The sequence below is a fragment of the Micromonospora sp. NPDC007271 genome, from assembly GCF_040634005.1.
Classification (GTDB): Bacteria; Actinomycetota; Actinomycetes; order Mycobacteriales; family Micromonosporaceae; genus Micromonospora.
Window position 1 is genome coordinate 1 of sequence record NZ_JBEYER010000056.1, and the last position, 26,688, is coordinate 26,688.

The window sequence follows — 26,688 nt, forward strand, 5'->3', positions numbered from 1 at the left end:
CCTCCGAGGTCGGCACCCCGATCGAGCCCCGGAACCTCAACCGTCATTTCGCGGCTCTCCGGAATACGGCCGGCTGTCCCGACGTACGGCTGCACGACCTCCGGCACACCGTCGTGTCGCTGCTGATGGAGCTGGGTGTCCCGCCGCACGTGGTCCAGGCCATCGCCCGGCACGCCGACGTGAAAATCACCCTGAAGATCTACTCGCACGCCAACCTTGACGTCATGCGCCAGGCGCTCGGCAAGCTCGACGGGCGGCTGTCGTGAGGCCGGCTGCTGTCACCGCTGCCGTCATCGCCCGAGAATCTGATCTTCGGGCCAACGTTGGTGCTGGTGGTATGTGGTGGGCGCGGCAGGTTTCGAACCTGCGACCCCTCGCTTGTAAGGCGAGTGCTCTCCCACTGAGCTACGCGCCCGGAACGCCCGTACGGCGGGCCGGAGGTTCCGGCAAGCTTACCTGCCGGCCTCCGGCCCGGTGCAACGGCGTGCCTGGGGTGGGAATCAGGCGGCGACGGCCTCGGCCAGGGCCTTGCGCCAGCCCTGCTGGTCACGGGGCTCGCCGGGCATGTTCATCTCGGCGAACCGGACCACGCCGGCCTTGTCGATCACGAAGGTGCCGCGGTTGGCGATGCCGGCGGCGTCGTTGAAGACGCCGTACGTCTGGGCCACCGCGCCGTGCGGCCAGAAGTCGGCCAGCATCGGGAACTGGTAGCCCTCGCGGTCGGCCCAGATCTTGTGGGAGTACACCGAGTCGACGCTGACGGTCAGCACCTGGACGTCGTCGTTGACGTACTCGGCGAGGTTGTCCCGCACCTCGCAGAGTTCGCCCTGGCAGATGCCGGTGAAGGCGAGCGGGTAGAACACCAGCAGCACGGCCCGCCTGCCGCGGAAGTCGGAGAGCCGGACCTCCTGGTTGTTCTGGTCCTTGAGCACGAAGTCCGGCGCCTCGGCGCCAACCTCGATGGGCATGCGAACTCCTTGGGTCGAGTCTGGAGACGATCAGCCTGCCACACGCGGCGACGCGCGCCGCCGGGTGGCGTACGGGCACTACTTCTTGGACTTCGACCCGCGCCGGAGCACGAGGCGGGCGCCGCTCCAGTCCCGGCCGGCGTTGACCGTGGAGGTCTGCTGGAGGCCAGCGGTCTGGGCGCTCTCCGCGACCTCGCTCGGCTCGACGTGGCCGTCGCGGCCGGCCTTCGGCGTCAGCAGCCAGACCACCCCGTTGTCGGCCAGCGGCCCGAGGGCGTCGACGAGGAGCTCGAAGAGGTCACCGTCGCCGTCGCGGTACCAGACGAGAACGGCGTCGACGACCTCGTCGGTGTCCTCGTCCACCAGATCCCCACAGCGGTCGGTCAGGGCGTCGCGGAGATCCTGGTCGACGTCGTCGTCGTAGCCCATCTCCATGACGACCATCCCCGGCTCGATCCCGAACCGGTCCGCCAGGCTGCGTACCCCGTCGGCGGCCTGACCAGCGGTCGCGCTCACTGTCGCGTGCCTCCTCATCTCATCCCTGCTCGCGGCGTCGTCCGACGCCGTCCGGCCAAGTCCACACAGTTGTGGCTCCCCGCGCAAGTGGCGCACCGGGTGGAACGGAATTTACCGTGCCAGCAGGGTACGGGCACCCTGGGTAATGGCTTCCTCGGAGACCAGAACGTGACGGGCAGCTGGCCCTAATGGTACAAAGGAGTCAAGTCCGGCCACTCTTCGCGCCGCGCCGACGTATCCGCCGTCCACCAGCGCGGCGATCACCCCCTCGCCCACCCCGCCCGACCGTCGGGTCTCGTCGACGACCAGCACCCGCCCGGTGGCCGAGGCCTCCCGGACGATGTCCGCCACCGGCAACGGCGCCAGCCAGCGCAGGTCCACCACCCGGCAGCCGATCCCCTCGTCGGCGAGGGTGGCCGCGGCCCGCAGGGACATCCGCACGCCGTTACCGAACGTGATGATCGTGACGTCCTCGGCGGAGCCGACCCCGTACACCCGGGCCCGGCCGATCGGCACGTGGCACGCGGCCCACGAGCCCGGCTCGGCGTACTCCCCCAGCCATTCGCCGTCGCCGTCGGCGTAGAGGTCGCGGGTGTGGTAGAGCGCGATCGGCTCCAGGAAGGCGCAGACGCTCCCGTCCACGGCGGCGGCGGCCAGGCAGGTCCGCAGCATCGGCGCCGCGTCGTCCGGCCGCGCCGGCACCGCGATCACCAGCCCCGGCACGTCCCGGAGCACCGCCACCGAGTTGTCGTTGTGGAAGTGCCCGCCGAACCCCTCCTGGTAGGCCAGCCCGGCGACCCGGACCACCATCGGGTTGCGGAACGCCCCGCGGGAGAAGAACCGCATGGTCGCGGCCTCGCCCCGGAGCTGGTCCTCGGCGTTGTGCAGGTAGGCCAGGTACTGGATCTCCGGCACCGGCAGCATCCCGACGACACCCGCGCCGAGACCGAGCCCGAGGATCGAGGTCTCGTCGAGCAGCGTGTCGAAGACCCGGGCCGCCCCGAACCTGTCCCGCAGCCCCTTGGTCACCCCGTACACCCCGCCCTTGGCGGCGACGTCCTCGCCGAAGACGGCCATCCCCGGGTGGTCCAGCATTCCGTCGGCGAGTGCCGCGTTGATGCTCTGCGCCAGGGTCAGCGGGCCGACCAGCTCCGGCGGCTTCCCGCCGAACACCTCGGCCCGGGCGCCCGCGTTCGGCCCGGCCGCCCGGGCCGCGGCGTCGGCCACCGCCCGGGAGATCCGAGCCGGCCGGCGCGGGGCCAGCTCGGCCACCACCTCGGCCGGGGACGACAGCTTCGGCTCGTCGAGCACCTCCTCGGCGATCCGGCGGATCTGCCAGCCGCGCTCGTCGTACCGGGCCAGCAGTTCCTCCCCCGTCGCGTAGCCGGCCGTCACCAGCAGCCGCGCGGCGGCCAGCAGCGGGTCCCGCGCGGCGTCCGCGGCGATCTCGGCCGGGCTGCGGTACGCGGTCTCCGCGTCGGCCCCGGCGTGGCCCATCAGTCGTACGGTGGTCAGGTGCAGCACGGCCGGCCGCCGGTGCCGGCGCACCCAGGCCGCCGCCTGGTCCGCCATCCGGTACGCCTCGACCGGATCGGCGCCGTCGGCGGCGAAGTACCGGATGCCCGGCCTGGCCCGCAGCGTCGCCTCGACCCAGCCCTGCGGCGAGCGCACGCTGATCCCGAGCCCGTTGTCCTCGCACACGAACAGGACCGGGATGCGCAGTCCGCTGTGGTCGTACCACCCGGCCGTGTTGAGCGCAGCCGTGGCGGTGGCGTGGTTCACCGAGGCGTCCCCGAACGAGCAGACCACGATCGCGTCCGGCGGCCACGGCGAGCCGGCGGTAGGGTCCTCGCCGGCCTCGGGCACGGCGCCGACGGGCCGCGGGGTCCCACCGACCCGGCGTAGCCGTTCCAGGGCGAGCGCCATGCCGACCGCCCGGGGCAGGTGGGACGCGATGGTCGAGGTCGTCGGGATGACCGCGAGGTCGGCGCGGCCGAAGACCTTGTGCCGGCCCCCGGCGATCGGCTCCCGCGCCGAGGCGACCATGCCGCGCAGCACGTCCCGTGCCGCCTGTGTGTACGCGTCGTCGGGATCCGGTGCGGGCAGGGCGGGCACGCCGTCCTCGGCCGCACCGGCGGTCTCCGCGGTGGCCCGGGCCCCGGTCTGGCCGGCCCGGTCCACACCGGCGGCCGCCCCGCCGGCCCCGGCCCGGGTCTCGCCGGCGGCCTCCACCGCCGCCTCGGCGCCGGCCACGACGGCAGGCGCCACCGGGTCGTCCGGGCTCCCGCCCGACCGGGTGGCCATGGCGTCGACGGCCGACCCCCCGGGTTCGAGCCTGACCTCGGCAGCCGCCTCCTCCGCCCCGTCGGTGGCCGGGCCGACGGACCGGCCGGCGGCCGAGGTCGGGCCGCCGGCGGGGGACGGGTCGGCGGCCGAAGACGGGCCGACAACCGGAGACGGGCCGGCCGCCGGGGGCAGGCGGTCGGGGTCGTCAGGCCGCGCTCCGCCCGGCTCGTGCGCCCCGGGTCCACTGTCGTCGTCGGGAACGCCGCCGCCGGCCGGCCGTCCGCCGGGGGGCGCGGCCGGGAAGTCGCCCGCCGCCTGGACGGCGCGGACGCAGTAGAAGGCCCCGGAGCGGTAGTGCAGCAGGGCGGGGTCGGTCGGCCGCAGGGCGGCGGCCACCGCGGCGTTGCTCTCGTGGCCCGCCGAGCCGATCGTGTAATAGCCCTCCCCGAAGCCGCGCAGCCACCGGCCGGCGAGGTCCAGCAGCCGGCTGGTGAGCTGGGCGTCGAAGAGGGCCAGCGCCTGCGCTCCGGTCAGCGGCCCGCCGTCGGGCAGCCACTCGGCCAGGTCACGGCGCCGGGCGGGCCTGCCGAGCGCGCCCAGCGCCTCGCGGAACCGGTCGTCGAGGTCGTGCGGGGTGGTCACGTCGGACAGCATTACCGACGGAGGCCAGAGTCGCCCACCCGGACACGTTCCGCCCGACCGGGCTCAACCCTCGCCGCACCCCTCCGGGCAGCCGCCGTCGGACACCTTCCAGACCAGCTCGCGCAGCGTGGCCAGCTCCGCGATGGTGAGGCCGGCGAGGAGTCGGGAGTCCGACATCGCCTGGCGCACCCGGTCCCGTACGCGCCGGCCGGCCTCGGTCACCACCAGCGCCTTCTGCCGCCGGTCGGCCGGGTCGACCCGCCGCTCCACCAGCCCCGCCTGCTCCAGCCGGTCGACCAGCGCGGTGACGTTGGACCGGTCGCAGCGGAGCTGCCCGGCGAGATCCCGGGCGGGCAGCGGACGGTCGGGGTCGAGCTCGACCAGCGCCCGCGCCGCGGCGGGGGTGAGCCCCAGCCGGGCGATCTCCTCGTCCTGCTGGTGCCGCATCGCGGCGGCGATGTGCAGGATCCGGCGCACGGCGTCCCCGGCCAGGCCGGAGCGGTCGCCCACGGCGGGGCCCTCGGTGGGAACTGCGGGTTGCGCCATGACCCACATCGTACCTGGGGCTCAATAATATAGGTGCTCTACTATTGACCAGCTCACCCAGATCGTGAGTCATCCGGCACGCGGGTCGGAGCGGCTTCCCGGTCGGCGGCCGGGACGGGGGCCGGGCGGAACCGCCGGCTGGTGGAGCGGGCACCGGCCGCGTGCACGACGGCCATCCCGACGCCGTCGGGCTGCTGCCGCTACCCCCGGCCAGCTCCGCCGGCTGCTGGGCTGAACCGGCCGCCGCCCTGCCCGGGTGCGGCGCGGGCGGGGCGTCAGCCCGGCAGGAAGGAGAAGCGCACCGTGCGGGTGGGGTTGTCGCCGTTGGTGTCGACCAGGCAGATCGACTGCCAGGTGCCGAGCTGGAGGCGGCCCCCGAGCACCGGCAGGGTGGCGTACGGGGGGACGAAGGCGGGCAGCACGTGGTCCCGGCCGTGCCCGGGTGAGCCGTGCCGGTGCCGCCAGCGGTCGTCGGCCGGGAGCAGATCGTCGAGCGCGCGCAGCAGGTCGTGGTCGGAGCCGGAGCCGGTCTCGATGAGGGCCAGCCCGGCGGTGGCGTGCGGCACGAAGACGTGCAGCAGGCCGTCACCCTGCCCGGAGACGAACCGCTCGGCCTCGGCCGTGATGTCCCGCACGGTCGGCCGGGACCCGGTCTGGACGCTGATCTCCTCACTTCGCATACGGCGCATTCTGCCCCAGCCGGCCGGCAACCGCCCCCACCGCCGGCACAGTCGCGCCCGCCGCGCACCGCCGTAGACGATCAACCCGAAGTTACTGGTGAGTACCTGTGTTGAGCGTCGCGTCTGAGGGAGGGAGGCGTGACGGAACGCGCCACGAGAGGGCAGGATGGCGCTAGAGACCTATCCCACACAGAACCGAGGGAACGCCTGTGGCTACGGAACGCAAGCGCCCGGTGATCACCGCTGGTCTGCCGAGCCAGCTTCCGGACATCGACCCTGAAGAGACCAGCGAATGGGTCGAGTCGCTCGACGGTGTCATCGACGAGCGCGGGACAAAGCGCGCCCGCTACGTCATGCTGAGCCTGCTGGAGCGGGCCCGCGAGCGCCAGGTCGGGGTGCCGTCCCTGACCACCACTGACTACATCAACACCATCCCGCCGGAGCGCGAGCCGTGGTTCCCGGGTGACGAGCACATCGAGCGGCGGATCCGGGCGTACATCCGGTGGAACGCCGCCATGCTGGTGCACCGGGCACAGCGCCCTGAGATCGGCGTGGGTGGCCACATCTCCACCTTCGCCAGCTCCGCGTCGCTCTACGAGGTGGGCTTCAACCACTTCTTCCGGGGCAAGGACCACCCGGGCGGCGGCGACCACATCTTCTACCAGGGCCACGCCTCCCCCGGCATGTACGCGCGGGCCTTCATGGAGGGCCGGCTCAGCGAGGACCAGCTCGACGGCTTCCGCCAGGAGCTGTCGCACCCGGGCGGCGGGCTGCCGTCGTACCCGCACCCGCGGCTGATGTCCGACTTCTGGGAGTTCCCCACCGTCTCGATGGGCCTCGGGCCGATCAACGCGGTCTACCAGGCCCGGTTCAACCGCTACCTGCACCACCGGGGCATCAAGGACACCTCCCAGCAGCACGTCTGGGCGTTCCTCGGCGACGGCGAGATGGACGAGGTGGAGTCGCTCGGCGCGATCGGCGTGGCCGCCCGCGAGGAGCTGGACAACCTCACCTTCGTGATCAACTGCAACCTGCAGCGGCTGGACGGCCCGGTCCGGGGCAACGGCAAGGTCATGCAGGAGCTGGAGGCGTTCTTCCGGGGCGCCGGCTGGAACGTGATCAAGGTGGTCTGGGGCCGGGAGTGGGACCCGCTGCTCGCGGCGGACACCGACGGTGCCCTGGTCAACCTGATGAACACCACGCCCGACGGCGACTACCAGACCTACAAGGCGGAGTCCGGGGCGTACGTCCGGGAGCACTTCTTCGGCCGCGACCCGCGCACCCGCAAGATGGTCGAGCACCTGAGCGACGACGAGATCTGGAACCTCAAGCGGGGTGGCCACGACTACCGCAAGCTCTACGCGGCCTACAAGGCGGCGATGGAGCACACCGGTCAGCCGACGGTGATCCTGGCCAAGACCATCAAGGGCTGGACGCTGGGCTCGCACTTCGAGGCCCGCAACGCCACCCACCAGATGAAGAAGCTGACGCTGGAGGACCTCAAGCTCTTCCGCGACCGGCTGTACCTGGACATCTCCGACAAGCAGCTGGAGGAGAACCCGTACCTCCCGCCGTACTTCCACCCCGGTGAGAAGTCCGAGGAGATCGAGTACCTGCACGAGCGGCGGAAGCAGCTCGGCGGCTACCTGCCGACCCGCCGGACCACCGGCAAGGTGCTGCAGATCCCGGGCAGCGAGCGCTTCTCCGACGTCAAGCGCGGCTCGGGCAAGCAGAAGGTGGCCACCACGATGGCCTTCGTCCGCCTGCTCAAGGACGTGATGAAGGACAAGGAGTTCGGCAAGCGCTGGGTGCCGATCATCCCGGACGAGGCCCGCACCTTCGGCATGGACTCGCTCTTCCCGACGGCGAAGATCTACTCGCCGCACGGCCAGCGGTACACCTCTGTGGACCGGGACCTGTTCCTGTCCTACAAGGAGGCCACCGGCGGCCAGATCCTGCACGAGGGGATCAACGAGGCCGGCTCGGTCGCCTCGTTCACCGCGGCCGGCACGTCGTACGCCACGCACGACGAGCCGATGATCCCGATGTACATCTTCTACTCGATGTTCGGGTTCCAGCGGACCGCCGACGGGCTGTGGGCCGCGGCCGACCAGATGGCGCGGGGCTTCCTGCTCGGCGCGACCGCCGGCCGGACCACGCTCAACGGTGAGGGCCTCCAGCACGAGGACGGCCACTCGCTGCTGATCGCCGCCACCAACCCGGCGGTGGTCGCGTACGACCCGGCGTTCGCGTTCGAGATCGCGCACATCATGGAGAACGGCCTGCACCGGATGTACGGCGAGGCGCAGGAGAACATCTTCTACTACCTCACCGTCTACAACGAGCCGATCTTCCAGCCGGCCGAGCCGCAGGGCGTCGACGTCGAGGGCATCCTCAAGGGCATCTACCGCTACTCCCCCGCCCCGCAGGTCGGCGGGGACGCGCCGAAGGCGAACGTCCTCGCCTCCGGCACGGGCATGCAGTGGGCGCTCAAGGCGCAGCAGCTGCTCGCCGAGGACTGGGGCGTGGCCGCCGACGTCTGGTCGGTGACCTCCTGGACCGAGCTGCGCCGGGACGCGGTGGAGTGCGAGGAGCACAACCTGCTCAACCCGGGCGCCGAGCAGCGGGTGCCGTACGTCCAGCGGAAGCTGGCCGACGCCGAGGGGCCGAAGGTCGCGGTCAGCGACTGGATGCGCGCGGTGCCGGACCTGATCGCCCGCTGGGTACCCGGCGACTACACCTCGCTCGGCACCGACGGCTTCGGCATGTCGGACACCCGGCACGCGCTGCGCCGCCACTTCCACGTCGACGCCGAGTCGGTGGCCGTCGCGACGCTGCGCCAGCTCGCCCTCCGCGGCGCGGTGCCGGCCCACGTGCCGGCCGAGGCCGCCAAGAAGTACGCGCTGGAGGACGTCAACGCCGCCCCGGTCGGCGAGACCGGCGGCGACAGCTGACCCACCCGGCGCGTAAGGGCCCGGCGGACCCCGCCGGGCCCTTACGCCACCCACCCCACCCCGCGCCGGTGTCGCTCACGGGGGCGGCCGGCTGACCGGCGGCTGAGTCGACGATGGCCCGGCGCCCCTGGCGGGAACGCCGGACCATCACCATCGCGGGCGACGCCGGGACCGGCTCGGTCAGCCGACGGCGGCCAGGTCGGTCAGCCGGGCCAGCGAATCCTCCAGGTCGGCGCCGACCCGACGCAGGCCGAGCCGGAGCAGGGCGGCCTTGACCGGCCCGGCGGGCCACCGTACGACGATGAGCCGCACGATCGTCCCGCTCTCCTCCTCGTCCGGGGTCAGCTGTACGTAGATCTCGGTGCGCGCCTCGGCCCGGGCACCGGCGCCCTTGGCCCGCTCGCGCCACCCGATCAGGGTCGGCTCCTGGTAGGCAATCACCTCGGCCTCGTGCGCCGCGCCGCGCCCGGCCTGGACCAGCTGTCGCCGGCCGAAGCCCTCCCCCGAGAGGACCTCGGCCGCGCGGACCCCCGCCAGCCAGGCCGGCAGCTGCTCGGCCCGCTGTACGACGCCCCAGACCGCTTCCACCGGCGCCATCACGTGCGCACTGCGTTCCACGAGGATCATTTCGTCTTTCCCCCACTAAGGACATCCGCGATATTCCGCACTGTATGCGCTAAATCGGACTTAAAGGGACGGCTTCGGAAAAGACACGCCGAAAACCCTTGCGCCACCGCCCACACCGGACCTATGGCGCGTCGCCCGGCGGACCCCTAGAGTCGCGAGCACGCTTCGCGTTTCTGGGAGGGCTAATGACGACCCCGCCGATGCCCGAGTTCCCCGCCGGCTTCCGATGGGGCGTGTCCACCTCCGCGTACCAGATCGAGGGAGCGACCGCCGCCGACGGTCGGGGTCCGTCCATCTGGGACACCTTCGCCGGTACGCCGGGCCGGATCGCCGACGGCAGCAGCGGCGCTGAGGCGTGCGACCACTACCACCGGTACGCCGAGGACGTCGCGCTGCTGGCCGGGCTCGGGGTGTCCGGGTACCGCTTCTCCATCGCCTGGCCCCGGGTCCAGCCCACCGGCACCGGCCCGGCCAACCCGACCGGCCTGGACTTCTACGACCGCCTGGTGGACACCCTGCTCGACGCGGGCGTCGACCCGGTCGCCACGCTCTTCCACTGGGACCTGCCCCAGGCGCTGGAGGATGCCGGCGGGTGGCTGCACCGGGACACCCCGGCCCTCTTCGCCGCGTACGCCGACCTGGCCGCCGCCCGCCTCGGCGACCGGGTGAAGCTCTGGATCACCCTCAACGAACCGTTCATCCACATGAGCCTCGGGCACGGCCTGGGGGTGCACGCCCCCGGCCGGACGCTGCTCCTCGACGCCTTCCCGGTGGCCCACCACCAACTGCTCGGGCACGGCCTCGCGGTCGCCGCGCTGCGCGCCCGCGGCACCGGCCCGGTGGCCATCGCCAACAACTACTCCCCGGTCCGGCTGATCGGCGAGACCGAGGCCGACCGGGCGGCCGGGGCGGCGTACGACGCGCTGCACAACCGCCTCTTCACCGATCCGCTGCTCGGCCTCGGCTACCCGGCGGGGATGAACTTCGACCCGGGCGTGGTCCGCGACGGGGACCTCGAGGTGATCGCCGCCCCGCTCGACGTGCTCGGGGTGAACTACTACAGCCCGACCGGCATCCGGGCCGCCGAGGAGGACTCGCCGCTGCCGTTCGAGATCGTGCCGTTGACCGGCTACCCGCGGACCGCCTTCGACTGGCCGGTGGCTCCGGACGGGCTGCGCGACCTGCTGCTCCGGCTGCGCGACACGTACGGCGACGCGCTTCCGCCGATCCAGGTCACCGAGAGCGGCTGCGCGTACGACGACGTGCCCGGCGCCGACGGCCGGGTGCACGACCCGGAGCGGATCGCGTATCTGGACGGGCACGTGCGGGCGGTCCGCGAGGCGATCGACGCCGGGGTCGAGGTGACCGGGTACTTCGTCTGGTCCCTGCTGGACAACTGGGAGTGGGCCGAGGGCTTCACCAAACGGTTCGGCCTGGTGCACGTCGACTACGCCACCCAGCGGCGTACCCCGAAGTCGTCGTACGCCTGGTTCCGCGACCACGTCGTGCGGCCGTGACCACGGTCGACCCGACGCCGGCCGCGCTGCCGGCGGCCCTGGCCGAACCGACCGCGCCGGTCCGGCGAAGCTGGATCGCGCTGATCTTCGCGGCCAACCTCGGCGTCTGGATGGCCTTCTTCACCCCGATCCAGGTGCTGCTGCCGCAGCAGGTGGAGCGGATCGCGCCGGGCGACAAGGAGGCCATGCTGGCGGTGGTCACCGGGCTTGGCGCGCTCGCCGCGGTGCTGGCCAACCCGCTCGCCGGGGCGCTCTCCGACCGGACCGTGCTGCGACTGGCGGGCCGGCACCTCGGCCGGCGGCACGTGTGGACCGCGTCCGGCGCGGTGCTCGGCGCGCTCGCCCTGGTGCTGCTGGCCCGCCAGGACAGCATCGCCGGGGTGGCGCTCGGCTGGGTCGCCGCCCAGGTCTGCTTCAACGCGATGCTGGCCAGCCTCACCGCCGCGATTCCGGACCGGGTGCCGGTCGCCCAGCGCGGCGGCGTCTCCGGCTGGGTGGGCATCCCGCAGGCGCTCGGCCTGGTGGCCGGGGCGGTGCTGGTCACCGCCGTGGTCACCGGCAACGCCGCCGGGTACGCCGCCGTCGCCCTCGCGGTGCTGCTGCTGTCGCTGCCGTTCGCGCTGCTCACCCCGGACGACCCGCTGCCCCGGGAGCACCGGCCGGCGCTGCGGCTGCGCGGCCTGCTCGCCTCGATGTGGATCAGCCCGCGCCGGCACCCCGACTTCGCCTGGGCCTGGTTCACCCGGTTCCTCGTGCAGACCGGCAACGCGCTCGGCACCCTCTACCTGCTGTACTTCCTCGCCGACGGGGTACGCGTGCCCGATCCCGAGGGCGCCCTGCTGGCGCTGATCCTGCTCTACACGCTGGGCATGATGCTGACCGCCGTGGTGGCCGGGCGGTTGTCGGACCGGTCCGGCCGGCGCAAGGTCTTCGTGATCGCCTCCGGGCTGATCATGGCGGTGGCGGCGGTGCTGCTCGCGGTCGCCCCGGCCTGGCCGATGGCGATCGTCGCCGCGCTGCTGCTCGGCGCCGGCTACGGGGTCTATCTGGCGGTGGACGCGGCGCTGATCACCCAGGTGCTGCCGGCCGCCACCGACCGGGCCAAGGACCTCGGCGTGATCAACATCGCCAACTCCGCCCCGCAGGTGCTCGGCCCGGCGCTCTCCGCCCCGATCGTGGTCCACCTCGGCGGCTACCCCACCCTGTACGCGGTCACCGCGGCGGTCACCCTGCTCGGCAGCGCCCTGGTGTTGAAGATCAGGTCCGTGCCCTGACCGCCCCCTCGGTCAAAATCGGCTCGGCCTCCGCCGTAGGCTGGGGGACGTGACGGTACGTGTACGCTTCGCCCCCTCCCCGACCGGTCTGTTCCACGTCGGCGGCGCCCGCTCGGCCCTGCAGAACTGGATCTACGCCAAGCAGCAGGGCGGGGTCTTCGTGCTCCGCATCGAGGACACCGACGCCGCTCGCAACCGGCCCGAGTGGACCGAGGGCATCCTGTCGGCGCTCGACTGGATCGGCATCGCGCGGGGCAGCTACGAGGGCCCGTACTTCCAGTCGTCGTACGCCGGTGAGCACCGGGCCGCCGCGCAGCGGCTGTACGAGGCCGGCCGGGCGTACTACTGCGACTGCACCCGGGAGGACGTGCAGGCGCGGACGGGCTCCCAGTACGGCGGCTACGACGGCTTCTGCCGCGACCGTGGCCTGACCGCGGGCGAGGGCCGGGCGCTGCGCTTCCGCACCCCGGACGAGGGCGAGACCGTGGTGGTCGACCTGGTCCGCGGCGAGCCGACCTTCGAGAACAAGCTGATCGAGGACTTCGTCATCGCCCGCGGCGACGGCTCCCCGGTGTTCCTGCTCGCGAACGTGGTCGACGACCTGACCATGGGCATCACCCACGTGATCCGGGCCGAGGAGCACCTGCCCAACACCCCGAAGCAGCAACTGCTCTGGGACGCGCTCGGGGTCAAGCCGCCGGTCTGGGCGCACGTGCCCGTGGTGGTCAACGAGAAGCGGCAGAAGCTGTCCAAGCGGCGGGACAAGGTGGCGCTGGAGGCGTACCGGGACGAGGGCTACCTCGCCGCCGCGATGCGCAACTACCTGATGCTGCTCGGCTGGGCCCCCTCCGGCGACCGGGAGATCGTACCCTGGTCGGTGATCGAGGAGGAGTTCCGGCTGGAGGAGGTCAACCCCTCCCCCGCGTTCTTCGACGAGAAGAAGCTGCGCGCGTTCAACGGCGAGTACATCCGGGCGCTGCCGATCGAGGACTTCATCACGGAGTGCCAGCCGTGGCTGACCGGCACCGGCACCATCGCCCCGCCGCCGTGGCAGCCGGAGGAGTTCGACGCGGCCGCGTTCGCCGCGGTGGCACCGCTGGCGCAGACCCGGATCGCGGTGCTCAGCGAGATCGTGCCGAACGTCGACTTCCTCTTCCTGGCCGACCCGCTGATCGACGAGGCTGCCTGGGCGAAGGCGATGAAGGAGGGCGCGGCCGAGCTGCTGGACGCGGCGATCGCCGCGTTCGAGGGGCTGGAGTCCTGGGACGCCGAGTCGCTGAAGTCCACGCTGGAGGCAATCGGCGCGGAGCGCGGCCTGAAGCTGGGCAAGGCGCAGGCGCCGGTCCGGGTCGCGGTCACCGGTCGTACCGTGGGCCTGCCGCTCTTCGAGTCCATCGAGGTGCTCGGCCGCGAGCGCACCCTGGCCCGGCTGCGCGCCGCCCGGGTCCGCCTGATCTGACCTCAGGACGCACCCGAGCGTGGCGTCATCCGGAGCCGCCGAGGCGACTCAGCGGCGGACGGAGCGGCGGCGCAGCAGCAGCCCGCCGCCCAGCACGCCGAGCACCACCACGGCCCCCAACGCCCACCACAGGCCGGAGGCGCCGCCGTCCCCCGAGCGCACGGCGACGGGTGCGGGGTCCGACGGCGTGACGGCCCCGGCCGTCGGGGTCACCTCGGCCGTCGGAATCGCCTCGGCCGTCGGGGATGCCGGCGCGGTGGTCGGTGCCACCACTTCGGCCGAGGGGGTGACGGCGGCCGCGCCGGTGGTCAGGGTGAAGACGACCTTCCCGCTGACCGGATGGCCGTCGGCCGAGCCGACCCGGTACGCGACGGTGTACACGCCGGCCGGGCCCGGGGTGAACGGCACGCTGACCCGGCTGCCGGAGAAGGTCGGCTCGCCGCCGGAGGCGGAAGCGTCGTCCGGCCCGGTCACGGTGACCCTGGTCGCGGCGGGGGCCGGCGCGGCGAGGAAGCGGAGTTCGATCCGCTTCGGGGCGGTGGCGACCGTGGCCCCGTCCTTCGGGTTGCTGCCGGTCAGCGAGTTGTGCGCGGCGGCCGGGCTGGCCGGCAGCACCGACCCGCCCAACGCCACCGCGAGCACGATCAACCAGGTACGCGCCGCGCGAGCGGGCCTGCCCCCCATGATTCCCTCCGTCCGGGTACGATCCGGCCGCTGATCATCGGCCGCTCACTTAGTCGGTTCCAGATCGCAAATAGTTCCAATTACTGTTCCAGCAGCTGCAACCGAGCGACGTTCCGCGGAGTCTTTCTGAGGTGGGCACCGGTCTTCGCCGGGCGGCCACCACCGTCGGCCGACAGCGTGACCTGCAGCGGTAGCCAGCCATCGAACGGGGCGAGGAGGCGGCGATGGTCCGGAGGGTGAGGCGGCTGCTGACCGCCGTGGCCGGGGCACTGATCGCGACCGCCTGCGCGCTGGCCCTCGCGGCCCCGGGCGCGGCCCACGCGGCGACCCCCAAGCCCAAGCCCGTGGCCGGTGTGGACATTGCCGGCGACGAGCTGGACGAGCCGCTGCGGCTGCGCGCGGACACCCAGCCCGGCGAGGTGAACGCGGTCCTCGACCAGGTCAGCTGGCTGGGGCGGACCGGCCAGCAACGCGGCCCGCAGGCGGCGGACCTCGGTCCGAAGTACACGGTCGTGGTGCTCGCCGGGGAGGTGCCGACGAAGACCTACGACCTCTACCCGCTCGCCAAGGGCGGGCCCCGGATCTACCGGCCGGCCAAGCAGCCCGACCTGAGCAAGACCCTGGCCGGCTGGTTCTTCGGCCGGCTGAACATGTCCGAGGCGCTGCGCACCGCGGGGGTGCCGCTGGAGCCGCAGTTCGACACGATCAGCGGCGGCGGCGTCGGCGGGGGCGATCGGGCCACCACGGAGAATCCGCTGGACCGGGGGCAGGACATCGACGCGGCGATGGCGGAACTCCAGCGGCTGCTGCTGCTCAACGTCGGGGTGATCGTGGTCATCACCGTCGGGCTGGCCGGCATCGCGCTGCTGGTCCGCCGCCGTACCCGCTGAGTCGGCCGCCCGCCTCAGAGCTCCAGCACCACCTTGCCCCGGATGTGCCCTGCCTCCACCAGGCGCTGCGCCTCGGCCGCCTGGGCCAGCGGGAAGGTCCGGGCCACGTGCACGGTGAGCCGGCCGGCGTCGACCAGCCCGGCCAGCACACTCAGGTCGGCCGTCGACGGCCTGACGAAGACGTAGCTGCCGCCGAGCCGGGTGACGTGCTCCGGGTCGGCGGTGGAGACCAGCCGGGCGGGCCGGGCCAGCAGTTCGGCCGACACGTCCAGCGCCGCGCCGCCGAAGAGGTCCAGCGCGACGTCCACCCCGTCGGGCGCGACCGCCCGGAGCCGGTCCAGCAGGCCGTCGCCGTAGCTGACCGGCTCGGCGCCCAGCGACCGGACGAAGTCGTGGTTGGCCTCGCTCGCGGTGCCGATCACCCGGTGGGCGCCGAGCGCCCGGGCCAGCTGCACCGCCAGGTGCCCCACCCCGCCGGCCGCGCCGTGCACCAGCACGGTGTCGCCGGCGCCCGTACGGACCAGCTGCAACGCCTGGTACGCGGTCAGGCCCGCCAGCGGCAGGCCACCGGCCTCCGCCCAGGACGCCTGCACCGGCTTGTCGGCGAGGGTCCGCTCCGGAGCGGGCACCAGCTCCGCGTACGTGCCGTGCTGGACGTCGTCGCGGCGGACGTACCCGATCACCTCGTCCCCGACGGCGAACCCGGCGACCGCCGGCCCGACGGCCTCGACCACCCCGGCGGCGTCCCAGCCGGGCACCAGCGGGAAGTGGGCCGGCAGCGCGGCGGCCAGGTGCCCCTCGCGGACCTTCCAGTCGACCGGGTTCACCCCGGCGGTGCGGACCCGCACCAGGACCGTGTCCGGGCCCACCGGCGGCGTGGGCAGGTCCCGCAGGGTGAGCCGGTCGGCCGCGCCGTACGCGTCGATCGCGATCGCCTTCACGCTGCCCACGCTAGTGCTGAAGGTTCGCCGGGTTCACCGGGCAGCGAATTCTCGTCGGGGGCGGTCGCCGGCTCTGCCCGGCGGGCCGCGTGCCCACCGGCGAGTCGGGGAGTGGCCGGGTCAGCACCAGCGGCGCGGGGGGCGCTCGCGGCGGACCGTTCGGTTGCGGGGCCGCACCGCACCGTGCCGGTGGGCGCCCGCCCAGCCGGACAGGCCGCTGTGGCAGCCCTGGCTGGGCGCCGCCTCGGGCAGGGCCGGCGGGGCCGGCTCGGCGGCCCGCTGCCGCGGCGCGGGCGGGTCGTCGTCGCGCTCCGGCCCCCAGCAGCCGGCCGGCTCGGCCGGATGGTTCAGGCCCGTCCGGCGGGGGTGCTTGGCGGACGCCGGCTGTTCGTGGCCCGGCCGGCAGGGCTCGCCCTGGGCGCAGCCGTGCTCGGCCTCCCCGTGCGCCATCCCGGTCTCCTCACGTTCACCAATCGCCCGTCGGGCGGTCGCCCCGGCGTGCCCCTGACACCGTACTGGCCGGGCCTGACGCGGTCTTCGGCGCGTACCGGGTCGGCCGGCCCCGGCCCACACACCCGACCCTCGGTGTCGAGACCCTGGTCAGGACATGCCAGTCTGAAGCGGTGAGCGAACCGGGCGGCACCGAACTGTCGGCCACGCTGCGCCGGGTCGAACGGGCGGCGGGGGCGCTGGCCACCGCCAGCGTGGCCCGGATGGACGAGGCCCTGCCCTGGTTCCGGGGACTGCCGGCGGATCAGCGGGCCTGGGTCATGCTGGTCGCCCAGGCGGGTGTCCGGTCGCTGGTGCAGTGGCTGCGGCAGGGCGGTGGCGCGGCCGACAGCACCCAGGAGGTGTCGGACGAGGTCTTCGCCGCGGCGCCGCAGGCCCTGGCCCGCTCGATCAGCCTCCAGCAGACCGTGGCGCTGATCAAGGTGACCATCGACGTGGTCGAGGAGCAGGTGGCACGGCTGGCCGCCGAGGGTGAGGAGCTGCCGTTGCGGGAGGCGGTGCTGCGGTTCTCCCGGGAGATCGCCTTCGCCGCTGCCCGGGTGTACGCCCGCGCCGCCGAGTCTCGCGGCTCGTGGGACGCCCGGCTCCAGGCGCTGCTGGTGGACGCGCTGCTGCGCGGCGACTCGCCCGACGTGCTGGCCAGCCGGGCGGCTGCGCTGGGCTGGACGGACGCGCCACCGGTGGCGGTGGCGGTGGGCCGGTCCCCCGGTGGTGAGGTGGCCGCCGTGCTGCACACCGTCTACCGGCAGGCCCGCCGGATCGGGGTCGAGGTGATCGGTGGCGTGCACGGCGACCGGCTGGTCATCGTGCTCGGCGGGGCGGCCGACCCGCTGGGAGCCACCGAGAAGCTGCTGACCGCGTTCGGCGACGGGCCGGTGGTGGTCGGCCCGGCCGTACCCAGCCTGGACGAGGCGACGGACTCGGCCCGCGCCGCGCTGGCCGGGTTCCGCGCGGCGCCGGCCTGGCCGACCGCGCCCCGCCCGGTGCCCGCGGCGGACCTGCTGCCCGAGCGGGCCCTGGCGGGCGACGCCGAGGCCCGCCGTCGGCTGCGGCACGACGTGTACGCGGCGCTGGCCCGCGCCGGCGGCGAGCTGCTGGAGACGCTGGACGCCTTCTTCGCCGCCGGCGGGACGCTGGAGAGCGCCGCCCGGGCGCTCTACGTGCACCCGAACACGGTGCGTTACCGTCTCAAGCGGGTCGCCGAGGTCACCGGGTTCTCGCCGCTGGTGCCCCGGGACGCGTTCGCGCTGCAGGTGGCGTTGACCGTCGGGCGGCTCGACCCGGTGGTCCCGGGCGTCGCACCGGTCCCAACCCAGACCATTGGCCCGAACGTCCGGAAAACGCCGCAGACGGGTGACGACCGTCGCCGATCTTTGTAAGGTTCCTCCAAAGCTTCTAGTGCGGTTTGGTGCCGTGCGTTACAGCGTGACCCGCGAGTATCCGTCAGAGTCGTAGACGTGCTCGCCGTACTCTCACCTGGACAGGGTTCCCAGAAGCCCGGTTTCCTGACCCCCTGGCTCGAGCTGCCCGGCGCCGAGGCCCGCCTGCGCTGGTGGTCGGCGCTGGCCGGGGTCGACCTGGTTCACCTCGGCACCGCGGCGGACGCGGACGAGATCAGGGACACCGCCCGCACGCAGCCGCTGCTCGTCGCGGCCGCGCTGCTCGCCGCCGAGCACCTGCCGATGCACGACGTCGGGCTGGTCGCCGGCCACAGCGTGGGCGAGCTGGGCGCCGCCGCCCTGGCCGGGGTGCTCTCCGCCGAGGCGGCCGTCACCCTCGCCGGCGTACGCGGCCGGGAGATGGCCGCCGCCTGCGCGCTCGAACCGACCGGGATGGCCGCCGTGCTCGGTGGTGACCCGGACGAGGTGCTCGCCGCCATCGAGGCGCACGGGCTGCACCCGGCCAACCGCAACGGCACCGGCCAGATCGTCGCCGCGGGCGCGGTGGCCGGCCTGGAGAAGCTGGCCGCCGAGCCGCCGGCGAAGGCCCGGGTCATCCGGCTCCAGGTGGCCGGTGCCTTCCACACCCCGTACATGGCTCCGGCCGAGGCCGCCCTGGCCGCCGTGGCCGGCGGCATCGCGCCGGCCGACCCGGCCCGAATCCTGCTCTCCAACCGGGACGGCGCGGCGGTCAACCACGGACGGGAGATGGTGCAGCGGCTGGTCCGGCAGGTCACCGCCCCGGTCCGTTGGGACCTGTGCATGCGGTCCCTGGCCGACCTCGGGGTCACCGGCGTGATCGAGCTGCCGCCGGCCGGGACCCTGGCCGGCCTGGTGAAGCGCGAGCTCAAGGGCGAGGGGGCGCCGGAGATCGTCACCCTGAACACCCCCGCCGACCTGCCCGCCGCCCGAGATCTCATCGCCCGGCACAGCGGCCTGCACGGCCACGAGCCGGTGATCCAGTTCCGGGTGGTGGTCTCCCCCGCCGCCGGGACCTTCGAGCCGCTGACGGAACTGGCCGAGGGCGCCGACCTGCGCGCCGGCCAGGTCATCGGCCACGTCGCCACCCGGCAGGGGCCGGTCGAGGTGACGGCGCACCACAACGGGCTGCTCACCGAGTGGCTCGCCCACCAGGACGACCCGGTCGCCCCGGGCCAGCCGCTCGCCCGGATCGGAGGACAGCACTGATGGCCGGCAGCAGGATCGTGGCGCTGGGGCACTACCAGCCCACCCGAGTGGTGACCAACGACGAACTCGCGCAGATGGTCGACACCAACGACGAGTGGATCCGGGACCGGGTCGGCATCGTCACCCGGCGGATCGCCGGTGACGAGACGGTGGCCGACATGGCCGCGGCCGCCGCCGGCAAGGCGCTGGCCAGCTCCGGACTCAACGCCGCCGACATCGACCTCGTCGTGGTGGCCACCTGCACGTCGGTCGACCGCAGCCCGAACGTGGCCTGCCGGGTCGCCGCCAAGCTGGGCATCAACGCACCGGGCGCGTTCGACCTCAACACCGCCTGCTCGGGCTTCGCGTACGCCCTCGGCACCGTCGACCACGCGATCCGGGCCGGAGCGGCCCGCAACGCGATCGTGATCGGCGCGGAGAAGCTCTCCGACTTCACCGACTGGACCGACCGCTCGACCTGCATCATCTTCGCCGACGGCGCCGGAGCGGCCGTGGTCACCGCGACCGCCGAGGACGAGCCGGCCGGGATCGGGCCGGTGGTCTGGGGTTCGGTGCCGGAGAAGAGCGACGCGGTCCGCATCGAGGGCTGGCGGCCCTACGTCGCGCAGGAGGGGCAGACCGTCTTCCGCTGGGCCACCACCGCGCTGGCGCCGCTCGCGCTCGAGGCCTGCGAGAAGGCCGGGGTGGCCCCCGCCGAGCTGGCCGCGTTCGTGCCGCACCAGGCCAACGCGCGGATCATCGACGGCATCGCCAAGCGGCTGAACATCCCCGACGCGATCATCGCGAAGGACATCGTCGAGTCCGGCAACACGTCGGCGGCGAGCATCCCGCTCGCCCTCTCCAAGCTGGTCGAGCGGCGGGAGGTGCCCTCCGGGGCCCCGGTGCTGCTGTTCGGCTTCGGCGGTGGCCTGACCTACGCCGGTCAGGTCGTCCGCTGCCCCTGAAGACCCCCTCGGGCGCGAGCGCACCGAGGAGTGACGGTCGGGTCGCCGGCCGTCGTCAACCCCGATGAGAGGAACCAACCGCAATGACCCGTGACGAGATCACCGCCGGCCTCGCCGAGATCCTCGAAGAGGTTGCCGGGGTGAACCCGGACGACGTGGCCGAGGGGAAGTCCTTCACCGACGACCTCGACGTCGACTCGCTCTCCATGGTGGAGGTCGTGGTGGCGGCCGAGGAGAAGTTCGGCGTCAAGATCCCGGACAACGAGGTGCAGAACCTGAAGACCGTCGGGGACGCCGTCAGCTACATCGAGGCGCAGTCCTGATCATGAGTCGCCCCGACGTCGTCGTCACCGGGCTCGGCGCGACGACCCCGCTCGGCGGGGACGTCGCGTCGACCTGGGACGCCATGCTCGCCGGCCGCTCCGGGGTGAGTGCCCTCACCCAGGAGTGGGCGGCGCAACTGCCGGTCCGGATCGCGGCCCAGCTCGCCGTCGAGCCCACCGAGGTGCTGGACCGGGTCAAGCTGCGCCGGCTGGACCGGTCCGAGGCGATCGCGCTCATCGCGGCGCAGCAGGCCTGGGCCGACGCCGGGCTGGCCGACACCGGGCCGGACCCGGAGCGGCTGGCGGTCAGCATCGGCTCCGGCATCGGCGGGGCAACCACGCTGCTCGCCCAGGACGACATCCTGGAGGCGTCCGGCCCGCGGCGGGTCTCCCCGCACACCGTGCCGATGCTGATGCCGAACGGCCCGGCCGCCTGGGTCGGGCTGGAGCTGGGCGCCAAGGCCGGCGTGCACTCGGTGGCCAGCGCCTGCGCGACCGGCGCGGAGGCGATCGCGCTCGGCCTGGACATCATCCGCGCCGGCCGGGCCGACGTGGTGGTGGCCGGTGGCACCGAGGCGGTCATCCACCCGCTGCCGATCGCCGGTTTCGCCTCGATGCGGGCCATGTCGACCCGCAACGACGACCCGGAGAAGGCCTCCCGGCCGTGGGACAAGGGCCGCGACGGCTTCGTGCTCGGTGAGGGCGCGGGCGTGGTGGTCCTGGAGCGCGCCGACCACGCCGCCGCCCGCGGCGCCCGGGTCTACGCGCGCCTGGCCGGCGCCGGGATCACCTCGGACGCGTTCGACATCGTGCAGCCGCACCCCGAGGGCGAGGGTGCGATCCGCGCGATCGGGAAGGCGATCGCGGACGCGGGCGTCGCCCCGACGGACATCACGCACGTCAACGCGCACGCCACCTCGACCCCGGTGGGCGACATGCTCGAGATCGGCGCCCTGCGCAAGGTGCTGGGCGACCACCCGGTGCTGTCGGCCACCAAGTCGATGACCGGGCACCTGCTCGGCGCGGCCGGGGCGCTGGAGTCGATCGCCACCATCCTGGCCATCCGCGATGGTGTGGTACCACCGACGATCAACCTCGACGACCCGGACGAGGGCCTCACCCTGGAGGTGGCCGCCCACAAGGCGCGTCACATGGAGATCCCGGCCGCCCTGAACAACGCGTTCGGCTTCGGCGGCCACAACGTGGCTCTCGTCTTCACGCGGGCCTGAGATCCACCGCCTGGGAGGCACAAGTGACCACCACCGCAGCCGGCACGGACAACTCGACAGTCGACCATCGGGATCCCGAGATCCGGCTCCGGGCCCTGTTCGACGCCGGTACACTGCGGCTGGCCTCAGCGCCGGACACCTCCGGCGCGCTCTGGGCGCGGGGTGAGATCGACGGTACGCCGGCGATCGCGTTCGCCAGCGACGCCACGAGGATGGGCGGGGCGATGGGCATCGACGGGTGCCGGCACATCGTCGACGCGATCGACACCGCGGTGCGGGAGCGGGTGCCGGTGCTCGGTCTGTGGCACTCCGGCGGCGCCCGGCTGGCCGAGGGCGTGGTCGCGCTCGACGCCGTCGGCCAGGTCTTCGCCGCGATGGTCCGGGCCTCCGGCCGGGTGCCGCAGATCTCCGTGGTGCTCGGGCCGGCCGCCGGTGGCGCGGCGTACGGTCCGGCGCTGACCGACATCGTGGTCATGAGCGGGGCCGGCCGGATCTTCGTCACCGGCCCCGAGGTGGTCCGCAGCGTCACCGGCGAGCAGGTCGACATGGCGCGCCTCGGCGGCCCCGAGCCGCACGGCCGGCGCTCCGGCGTGGTCCACGTGACCTGCCCGGACGACGCGGCGGCGCTGGCCGAGTCGCGCAAGCTCGCCGCGCTGCTCGGCCGGCAGGGGCGGCTCTGCCCGGACGACGTGGCCGCCGGCGTCGAGGACGGGCACGACCTGGCCGCGCGGATGCCGGCCGAGGCGAGCCGGGCATACGACGTCAAGCCGGTGGTCAAGGCGCTGCTCGACGAGCCGGGCGTGGAGTTGCACGCCAAGTGGGCGCCGAACGTCGTCACCACGCTCGGCCGGTTCGCCGGCCGGACGGTCGGCGTGATCGCCAACAACCCGCTGCGCCTGGGGGGCTGCCTCGACGCGGCCAGCGCCGAGAAGGCGGCCCGTTTCGTGCGGATGTGCGACTCGCTCGGCGTGCCGCTGATCGTGCTGGTCGACGTCCCCGGTTACCTGCCCGGCCTCGGCCAGGAGTGGGACGGCGTGGTCCGGCGCGGGGCCAAGCTGCTGCACGCCTTCGCCGAGGCGGTGGTGCCGCGGGTGACGCTGGTGACCCGCAAGGCGTACGGGGGCGCGTACATCGCGATGAACTCCCGCTCGCTGGGCGCGACCGCGGTCTTCGCCTGGCCGAACGCCGAGGTCGCCGTGATGGGCGCCAGCGCGGCGGTCAACGTCCTGCACCGCAAGAAGCTGGCCGCCGCGCCGGCCGAGGAGCGGGAGGCGCTGCGCGCCCAGCTGATCGAGGAGCAGATCCGGGTCGCCGGTGGCGTCAACCGGGCGCTGGAGATCGGCGTGGTGGACGACGTGATCAAGCCGGAGGAGACCCGGCGCCGCATCGCCGAGGCGCTCGCGGCGGCCCCCGCCGCCCGGGGCGCGCACGGCAACATCCCGCTCTGACGCATCCGCCACGGTAGGAACTGGCCCCTGGAGGGGCCGTTTCCTACCAGGATCTCGTTGGGGCCTCAGCCCCGGTTGCGGGGGTGCTGGCGGGCGGTCCGCTCGTTGCCCCGCCGGTAGTTGCCGGTCCAGCGGGCCATCACCAGCTGCGGGTCGTCGTCGACCTCGGCCAGGAACTCCGCCGCGCGACCGCCGCGCAACGTGCCGGCCGTCCGGCCGTGGTGCGTGATCACGACCGAGCCGTCGGCCCGCTCTACGTAGTCGAAACCCTGTGCACGCTGTCCCATGGCTGCCCAGCCTGCCAGCGCCCACCGCAGGGCCGCACCGGGGTTTCGCGACCGCCCCGACCGCCGACCACCCGCGCGACCGGGGTGCGCGCGGCGTACCCGCCCACGCATCTTGCCCCGGCGGCCGCCGATAAGATCACCCGGCCCGCGGCACCCGCTGCCGCTCCCGCTCGACCACGATCCGGGTCGCCACGGGCTGCAGCGTCACCTGGACGGGGGACATACGCCATGACCCGACGGTTCGCCGTGCTGACCGCGCTCGTGCTGGCCGCGCTGACCGGGTGCGCGGACGAAACGCCGCCGCCTGCCGGGTCGGCCGGGCGGTTGACGGCCGCGCCGGTCGCCGACGGCCCGCCCTGGTATGACGAGATCGGCCCCGCGCCGGCCGCCGGCACCGTCGACGCCGTGGGCGGCTGCCAGCTGCCGGTCTCCTTCGCCCTGGCCGAGCGCCGGGTGGCACGGCAGGCCAGGATCCCCGAGCCCGAGGTGGCCGAGGCGCTCGGCTCGCTCGTCCGGCGCGGCGGCGTCAGCGTCCGCTGTGAGATCGACGGTCACCTGGCCCGCGCCGGCTTCATGCGGGTGTGGACGTCCGACCGGCCGGCGACCGAGCCGCGACCGGTGCTGGAGGCGTACGTCGCGGCCGGCGAGCGGGTGAGCGACCCGACGTACCGGACCGTACGGGCGGGCACGGTGGACGCGGTGGAGGCGACCTGGACCTCCATGAGCGAGCTGACCGGCACAGATGAGCGGGAGTGGGCGCTCGCGGTGCCGGCGGGCCAGACGATCGTGCTGCTGACCACGAACGAGAGCATCGTCGACGAGGCGGCGGACGTCCTGCCCGGATACCGCCTGGCCGTGCGAACCCTTTCCGTCACCGGCTGACCGCGCGGTGCTGCCCGGGGTCGCAGCCCGGCGACGGCACCTGCCTGCGAGGGTGCCCGGGCGCCACCGGGTCAGCGGGGTGCGGGCACCGCCTCGCGGGCGAGCGTGAGCGCGCCGAGCAGCGCGGCGTCGTCGGCGAACCTGGAGAGCACCACGTCGGGCCGGTGCGGCAGCACCTCGTTGAGCCGGTCGACCAGCAGGCTGCGGATCAGCGCGCTGCCGGCCACCCCGCCGACCAGCACCACCCGTTGCGGGTCGAGCAGCAGACAGCAGGTGACCAGGTGGCGGGCCGCCTCGTCGACGCGGGCGCGCAGCGCCTCGCGCGCCGCTCCCGGGTGCTCCGCCGCGGCGGCCAGTCCGGCCGCCCCGCCCGGGACCCCGAGGTCCGCGGCGAGCCGGTCCAGGGCCCGCCCGGAGAAGTCCAGCTCCAGCATCGTGCCCGGCCAGGGGCCGCCGGCCACGGCGTACCCGATCTCACCGGCCGCCCCGCGGTGGCCGGGCACGACCACGCCGCCGACCGTCACCGCCGCCGCCACACCGGTGCCGATCCCCACGACCAGGCCGGGGTCGGCGTCCCGCAGCGCCCCGAGCCGCAGCTCGGCCAGGGCGGCGGCGTTCAGGTCGTTGTCCACCGCCACCCGCGCCACGCCCAGCGCGTCCCGCACCGCGTCGGCGAGCCGCAGCCGCTCCCAGCCGGGCACGTTGGGGGCCAGGTCGATGCCGTCCGGCCGGACCACGCCGGGCGAGGCCACCCCGGCCGCCGCGAGCGGCCCGCCGACCTCGGCGAGCAGCTCGGCGGCGAGGTCCAGCGCCCGGTCCAGGGCCTGCGCGGCGCCCTGGTCGGCATGCGTGGGGAGCCGCCGGTGGGCCAGCAGCCGGCCCCGCGCGTCGCCCACTCCGACGGCCATCTTGGTGCCGCCGAAGTCGATGCCGAGCAGCAGACCGTCGACGCGGCTACCCGCCACCGGCGGCCCGGCCAGCGGGACGCTCACCGGGCCACCAGCTCGGCGGCGACGGCGTCCAGCGCCGCGTCGGCCCGGCCGAGGCGGTCGCGCACCGCGGCGAGCCGGTCGGCGACCGCCTCGAACGCGACGCGCAGCGTACCCACCTGGGCGCGGACCGCGGCGGCGCCCGGGCCGTCGACCTGGGCCCGGTTCAGCACCAGGTCGGGGCGGACGGCGGCGGCGATCAGGTCGGCGACCGCGGCGTCGTCGAGCGGGCCGGTCAGCCCCTCGGCGGCGGCCCGGACGCCCTCGGCGGTCCAGGTGTCCGGGGCGCCGGCCCGGACCAACCGGCCGACCACCGAGTGGGCGGCCCGGAACGGCACCCCGTGCCGGGTCAGCGCATCCGCGGCGGCGGTGGTGGTGGCCCCGGAGGCGACGATCTCCTCCCGGCTCGGCGGCGACAGCGGCGCCAGTTCGGCCAGGAAACCGCCGACCAGGGCGAAGAAGCGCTCCGCCCGGTCGTTGCTCTCCCAGAGCCGGACCTGCACGTCGGTGGTGGCGTTGTTGGAGTCCTCCCACCAGGCGGCGCCGACGTTGTTCAGCACCGAGGCGGCGTCCGCCGCGGCCGCGCCGGCGTACGAGACCAGGTGCTCCAGCACGACCGGGTTGCGCTTCTGCGGCATGATGCTGCTGCCCTGGGTGAAGTCGCCGGGCGTGGTGACCCACTGCCAGCTCAGCCAGTCCATCAGGGTGCGGGCCAGCCGCGCCCCGGTGGCGAGCGCCTGCGCGTTGAGGGTGCCGACCCGGACCAGGTGGTCGGCCCCGGCGACGGCCTCGTACGAGTTGGTCACCAGGCCGGCGAAGCCGAGCAGCTCCGCCACCCGGGCCGGCGCGATGTCCAGATCGGTGCCGGCGAACGCACAGGAGCCCAGCGGCGAGTTGTTGAGCTGGTCGATCAGGTCGGCGTAGGCGGTCGCCTCGCCGGCGAGGGCCTCGGCGTAGCCGGCGAGGGCGTGGCCGATGGTGGTGGGCTGGGCCGGCCGGCGGTGCGTGTAGCCGGTGATGACGACGTCGGCGTACCGGTCGGCGCGGTCCAGCGCGGTCCGGCCGGTGGCCAGCACCCGGTCCAGCACGCCGAGAAGCTGGTCGCGCAGCAGCATCCGGAACACCCCGGCGTCCAGGTCGTTGCGGCTGCGGGCCAGCTGCACGTCCAGCTCGGAGGTGGGGATGCCGCACGCCGCGGCGAGCCGCTTCTCCATCAGGTAGTAGGTGTCCTCGAAGCTGCCGTCGTACGCCGGCGCCGGGCCGGTGTCGGCACGCAGCTCGGCCAGCCCGCGCAGCAGCCGGGCGCCCCGCTCAACCGGGATCAGCCCCTGCTCGGTCAGCATCACCACGTGCGCCTGGCTGGCGCGGACCATCGCCGGATACAGGTGACCGACGTGGTGGTCGTAGGTGGGCGCCAGGTGGTGCCGCTGGTAGGTGGTCAGCGCAGGTGTGCTCATGGCAGTTC

At 74.0% G+C, this 26,688-nt stretch carries 24 protein-coding genes, 1 tRNA gene and 2 pseudogenes; 13 read left to right on the forward strand and 14 right to left on the reverse strand.

The features are described 5' to 3' along the window. A partial coding sequence (locus ABZ570_RS20470) for a tyrosine-type recombinase/integrase (RefSeq protein WP_358065683.1) occupies positions 1 to 266 on the forward strand: 266 nt, incomplete at its 5' end. Between the two features lie 74 nt (positions 267 to 340). On the opposite strand, the gene ABZ570_RS20475 is transcribed toward ABZ570_RS20470, so the two are convergent. The 7 genes and pseudogenes from ABZ570_RS20475 to ABZ570_RS20505 form a co-directional block, all read right to left on the reverse strand. Further along, a tRNA-Val gene (locus ABZ570_RS20475) sits at positions 341 to 415 on the reverse strand. 85 nt (positions 416 to 500) lie between these two features. After that, complete coding sequence (locus tag ABZ570_RS20480; protein WP_358065686.1) at positions 501 to 968, reverse strand: peroxiredoxin; 468 nt, start codon at positions 966 to 968, stop codon at positions 501 to 503. A 78-nt stretch (positions 969 to 1,046) separates the two neighbouring features. Then, on the reverse strand, positions 1,047 to 1,484 hold the full coding sequence (locus ABZ570_RS20485; RefSeq protein ID WP_358065689.1) for a DUF3052 domain-containing protein: 438 nt from the start codon (positions 1,482 to 1,484) through the stop codon (positions 1,047 to 1,049). Between the two features lie 111 nt (positions 1,485 to 1,595). Beyond that, positions 1,596 to 3,557: pseudogene (locus tag ABZ570_RS20490) on the reverse strand (transketolase C-terminal domain-containing protein); the annotation flags it as partial. Positions 3,558 to 4,091: 534 nt separating this feature from the next. Continuing rightward, a pseudogene (locus tag ABZ570_RS20495) lies at positions 4,092 to 4,424 on the reverse strand (transketolase); the annotation flags it as partial. A gap of 51 nt (positions 4,425 to 4,475) precedes the next feature. Then, positions 4,476 to 4,958 carry a MarR family transcriptional regulator gene (locus ABZ570_RS20500; protein ID WP_358065692.1) on the reverse strand — a complete coding sequence of 161 codons (483 nt, stop codon included), beginning with the start codon at positions 4,956 to 4,958 and terminating at the stop codon, positions 4,476 to 4,478. 275 nt (positions 4,959 to 5,233) lie between these two features. Then, the gene (locus ABZ570_RS20505; protein WP_358065696.1) at positions 5,234 to 5,638 is read right to left on the reverse strand and encodes a secondary thiamine-phosphate synthase enzyme YjbQ; all 405 of its coding nucleotides are present in this window, start codon (positions 5,636 to 5,638) and stop codon (positions 5,234 to 5,236) included. A gap of 209 nt (positions 5,639 to 5,847) precedes the next feature. Here ABZ570_RS20505 and aceE point away from each other — a divergent pair, with 209 nt between their 5' ends. Continuing rightward, complete coding sequence (aceE, locus tag ABZ570_RS20510) at positions 5,848 to 8,592, forward strand: pyruvate dehydrogenase (acetyl-transferring), homodimeric type (protein WP_358065699.1); 2,745 nt, start codon at positions 5,848 to 5,850, stop codon at positions 8,590 to 8,592. A 180-nt stretch (positions 8,593 to 8,772) separates the two neighbouring features. Here the strand turns inward: aceE and ABZ570_RS20515 are convergent, their stop codons facing one another. Continuing rightward, positions 8,773 to 9,219 carry an SRPBCC family protein gene (locus ABZ570_RS20515; protein WP_358065702.1) on the reverse strand — a complete coding sequence of 149 codons (447 nt, stop codon included), beginning with the start codon at positions 9,217 to 9,219 and terminating at the stop codon, positions 8,773 to 8,775. 185 nt (positions 9,220 to 9,404) lie between these two features. Between ABZ570_RS20515 and ABZ570_RS20520 the strand changes: the two genes are divergently transcribed. Genes ABZ570_RS20520 through gltX form a run of 3 tightly spaced genes read left to right on the forward strand, consistent with a single transcriptional unit; the run spans position 9,405 to position 13,469 of the window. Beyond that, positions 9,405 to 10,736 (forward strand): GH1 family beta-glucosidase, encoded by a 1,332-nt coding sequence (locus ABZ570_RS20520; RefSeq protein WP_358065705.1) that lies wholly within the window; start codon positions 9,405 to 9,407, stop codon positions 10,734 to 10,736. Beyond that, entirely contained in the window at positions 10,733 to 12,010 is a 1,278-nt protein-coding gene (locus ABZ570_RS20525) for an MFS transporter (RefSeq protein WP_358065708.1), read from the forward strand. The genes ABZ570_RS20520 and ABZ570_RS20525 overlap by 4 nt, the downstream gene beginning before the upstream one ends. 49 nt (positions 12,011 to 12,059) lie before the next feature. Next, positions 12,060 to 13,469, forward strand: a complete 1,410-nt coding sequence (gene gltX, locus ABZ570_RS20530; protein ID WP_358065711.1) for a glutamate--tRNA ligase — start codon at positions 12,060 to 12,062, stop codon at positions 13,467 to 13,469. A 48-nt stretch (positions 13,470 to 13,517) separates the two neighbouring features. Here gltX and ABZ570_RS20535 read toward each other — a convergent pair whose 3' ends face one another. Continuing rightward, positions 13,518 to 14,153: a copper resistance protein CopC gene (locus ABZ570_RS20535; protein WP_358065714.1), complete on the reverse strand. Its 636-nt coding sequence runs from the start codon at positions 14,151 to 14,153 to the stop codon at positions 13,518 to 13,520. Between the two features lie 224 nt (positions 14,154 to 14,377). On the opposite strand from ABZ570_RS20535, the gene ABZ570_RS20540 reads away from it, so the two are divergent. Continuing rightward, positions 14,378 to 15,043 carry a hypothetical protein gene (locus tag ABZ570_RS20540; protein ID WP_358065717.1) on the forward strand — a complete coding sequence of 222 codons (666 nt, stop codon included), beginning with the start codon at positions 14,378 to 14,380 and terminating at the stop codon, positions 15,041 to 15,043. A gap of 14 nt (positions 15,044 to 15,057) precedes the next feature. On the opposite strand, the gene ABZ570_RS20545 is transcribed toward ABZ570_RS20540, so the two are convergent. Together ABZ570_RS20545 and ABZ570_RS20550 are read right to left on the reverse strand one after the other, a co-directional pair. Beyond that, the gene (locus tag ABZ570_RS20545; protein WP_358065720.1) at positions 15,058 to 15,984 is read right to left on the reverse strand and encodes an NADP-dependent oxidoreductase; all 927 of its coding nucleotides are present in this window, start codon (positions 15,982 to 15,984) and stop codon (positions 15,058 to 15,060) included. A gap of 120 nt (positions 15,985 to 16,104) precedes the next feature. Then, positions 16,105 to 16,434: a hypothetical protein gene (locus tag ABZ570_RS20550; protein WP_358065800.1), complete on the reverse strand. Its 330-nt coding sequence runs from the start codon at positions 16,432 to 16,434 to the stop codon at positions 16,105 to 16,107. 146 nt (positions 16,435 to 16,580) lie between these two features. Here ABZ570_RS20550 and ABZ570_RS20555 point away from each other — a divergent pair, with 146 nt between their 5' ends. The 6 genes from ABZ570_RS20555 to ABZ570_RS20580 all read left to right on the forward strand — a co-directional run bounded on the left by ABZ570_RS20555 (position 16,581) and on the right by ABZ570_RS20580 (position 23,065). After that, positions 16,581 to 17,873, forward strand: a complete 1,293-nt coding sequence (locus ABZ570_RS20555) for a helix-turn-helix domain-containing protein (protein WP_358065803.1) — start codon at positions 16,581 to 16,583, stop codon at positions 17,871 to 17,873. Between the two features lie 78 nt (positions 17,874 to 17,951). Further along, positions 17,952 to 19,121, forward strand: coding sequence for an acyltransferase domain-containing protein (locus ABZ570_RS20560; protein WP_358065723.1), 1,170 nt, complete (start codon positions 17,952 to 17,954; stop codon positions 19,119 to 19,121). Next, positions 19,121 to 20,065, forward strand: coding sequence for a beta-ketoacyl-ACP synthase III (locus ABZ570_RS20565; RefSeq protein WP_358065726.1), 945 nt, complete (start codon positions 19,121 to 19,123; stop codon positions 20,063 to 20,065). Before ABZ570_RS20560 ends, ABZ570_RS20565 begins: the two co-directional genes overlap by 1 nt. 83 nt (positions 20,066 to 20,148) lie before the next feature. Next, on the forward strand, positions 20,149 to 20,388 hold the full coding sequence (locus ABZ570_RS20570; RefSeq protein WP_007072348.1) for an acyl carrier protein: 240 nt from the start codon (positions 20,149 to 20,151) through the stop codon (positions 20,386 to 20,388). A 2-nt stretch (positions 20,389 to 20,390) separates the two neighbouring features. Beyond that, positions 20,391 to 21,617, forward strand: a complete 1,227-nt coding sequence (gene fabF, locus ABZ570_RS20575) for a beta-ketoacyl-ACP synthase II (RefSeq protein ID WP_358065729.1) — start codon at positions 20,391 to 20,393, stop codon at positions 21,615 to 21,617. A 23-nt stretch (positions 21,618 to 21,640) separates the two neighbouring features. Beyond that, entirely contained in the window at positions 21,641 to 23,065 is a 1,425-nt protein-coding gene (locus tag ABZ570_RS20580; RefSeq protein WP_358065732.1) for a carboxyl transferase domain-containing protein, read from the forward strand. A gap of 65 nt (positions 23,066 to 23,130) precedes the next feature. Here the strand turns inward: ABZ570_RS20580 and ABZ570_RS20585 are convergent, their stop codons facing one another. Beyond that, the gene (locus tag ABZ570_RS20585; protein ID WP_358065735.1) at positions 23,131 to 23,352 is read right to left on the reverse strand and encodes a hypothetical protein; all 222 of its coding nucleotides are present in this window, start codon (positions 23,350 to 23,352) and stop codon (positions 23,131 to 23,133) included. A 228-nt stretch (positions 23,353 to 23,580) separates the two neighbouring features. Here ABZ570_RS20585 and ABZ570_RS20590 point away from each other — a divergent pair, with 228 nt between their 5' ends. Then, positions 23,581 to 24,234, forward strand: a complete 654-nt coding sequence (locus tag ABZ570_RS20590) for a lipoprotein (RefSeq protein WP_358065738.1) — start codon at positions 23,581 to 23,583, stop codon at positions 24,232 to 24,234. A 71-nt stretch (positions 24,235 to 24,305) separates the two neighbouring features. Here ABZ570_RS20590 and ABZ570_RS20595 read toward each other — a convergent pair whose 3' ends face one another. Continuing rightward, entirely contained in the window at positions 24,306 to 25,226 is a 921-nt protein-coding gene (locus ABZ570_RS20595) for an ROK family protein (RefSeq protein WP_358065741.1), read from the reverse strand. Then, complete coding sequence (locus ABZ570_RS20600) at positions 25,223 to 26,680, reverse strand: lyase family protein (protein ID WP_358065744.1); 1,458 nt, start codon at positions 26,678 to 26,680, stop codon at positions 25,223 to 25,225. Before ABZ570_RS20600 ends, ABZ570_RS20595 begins: the two co-directional genes overlap by 4 nt. Positions 26,681 to 26,688 lie beyond the last annotated feature (8 nt).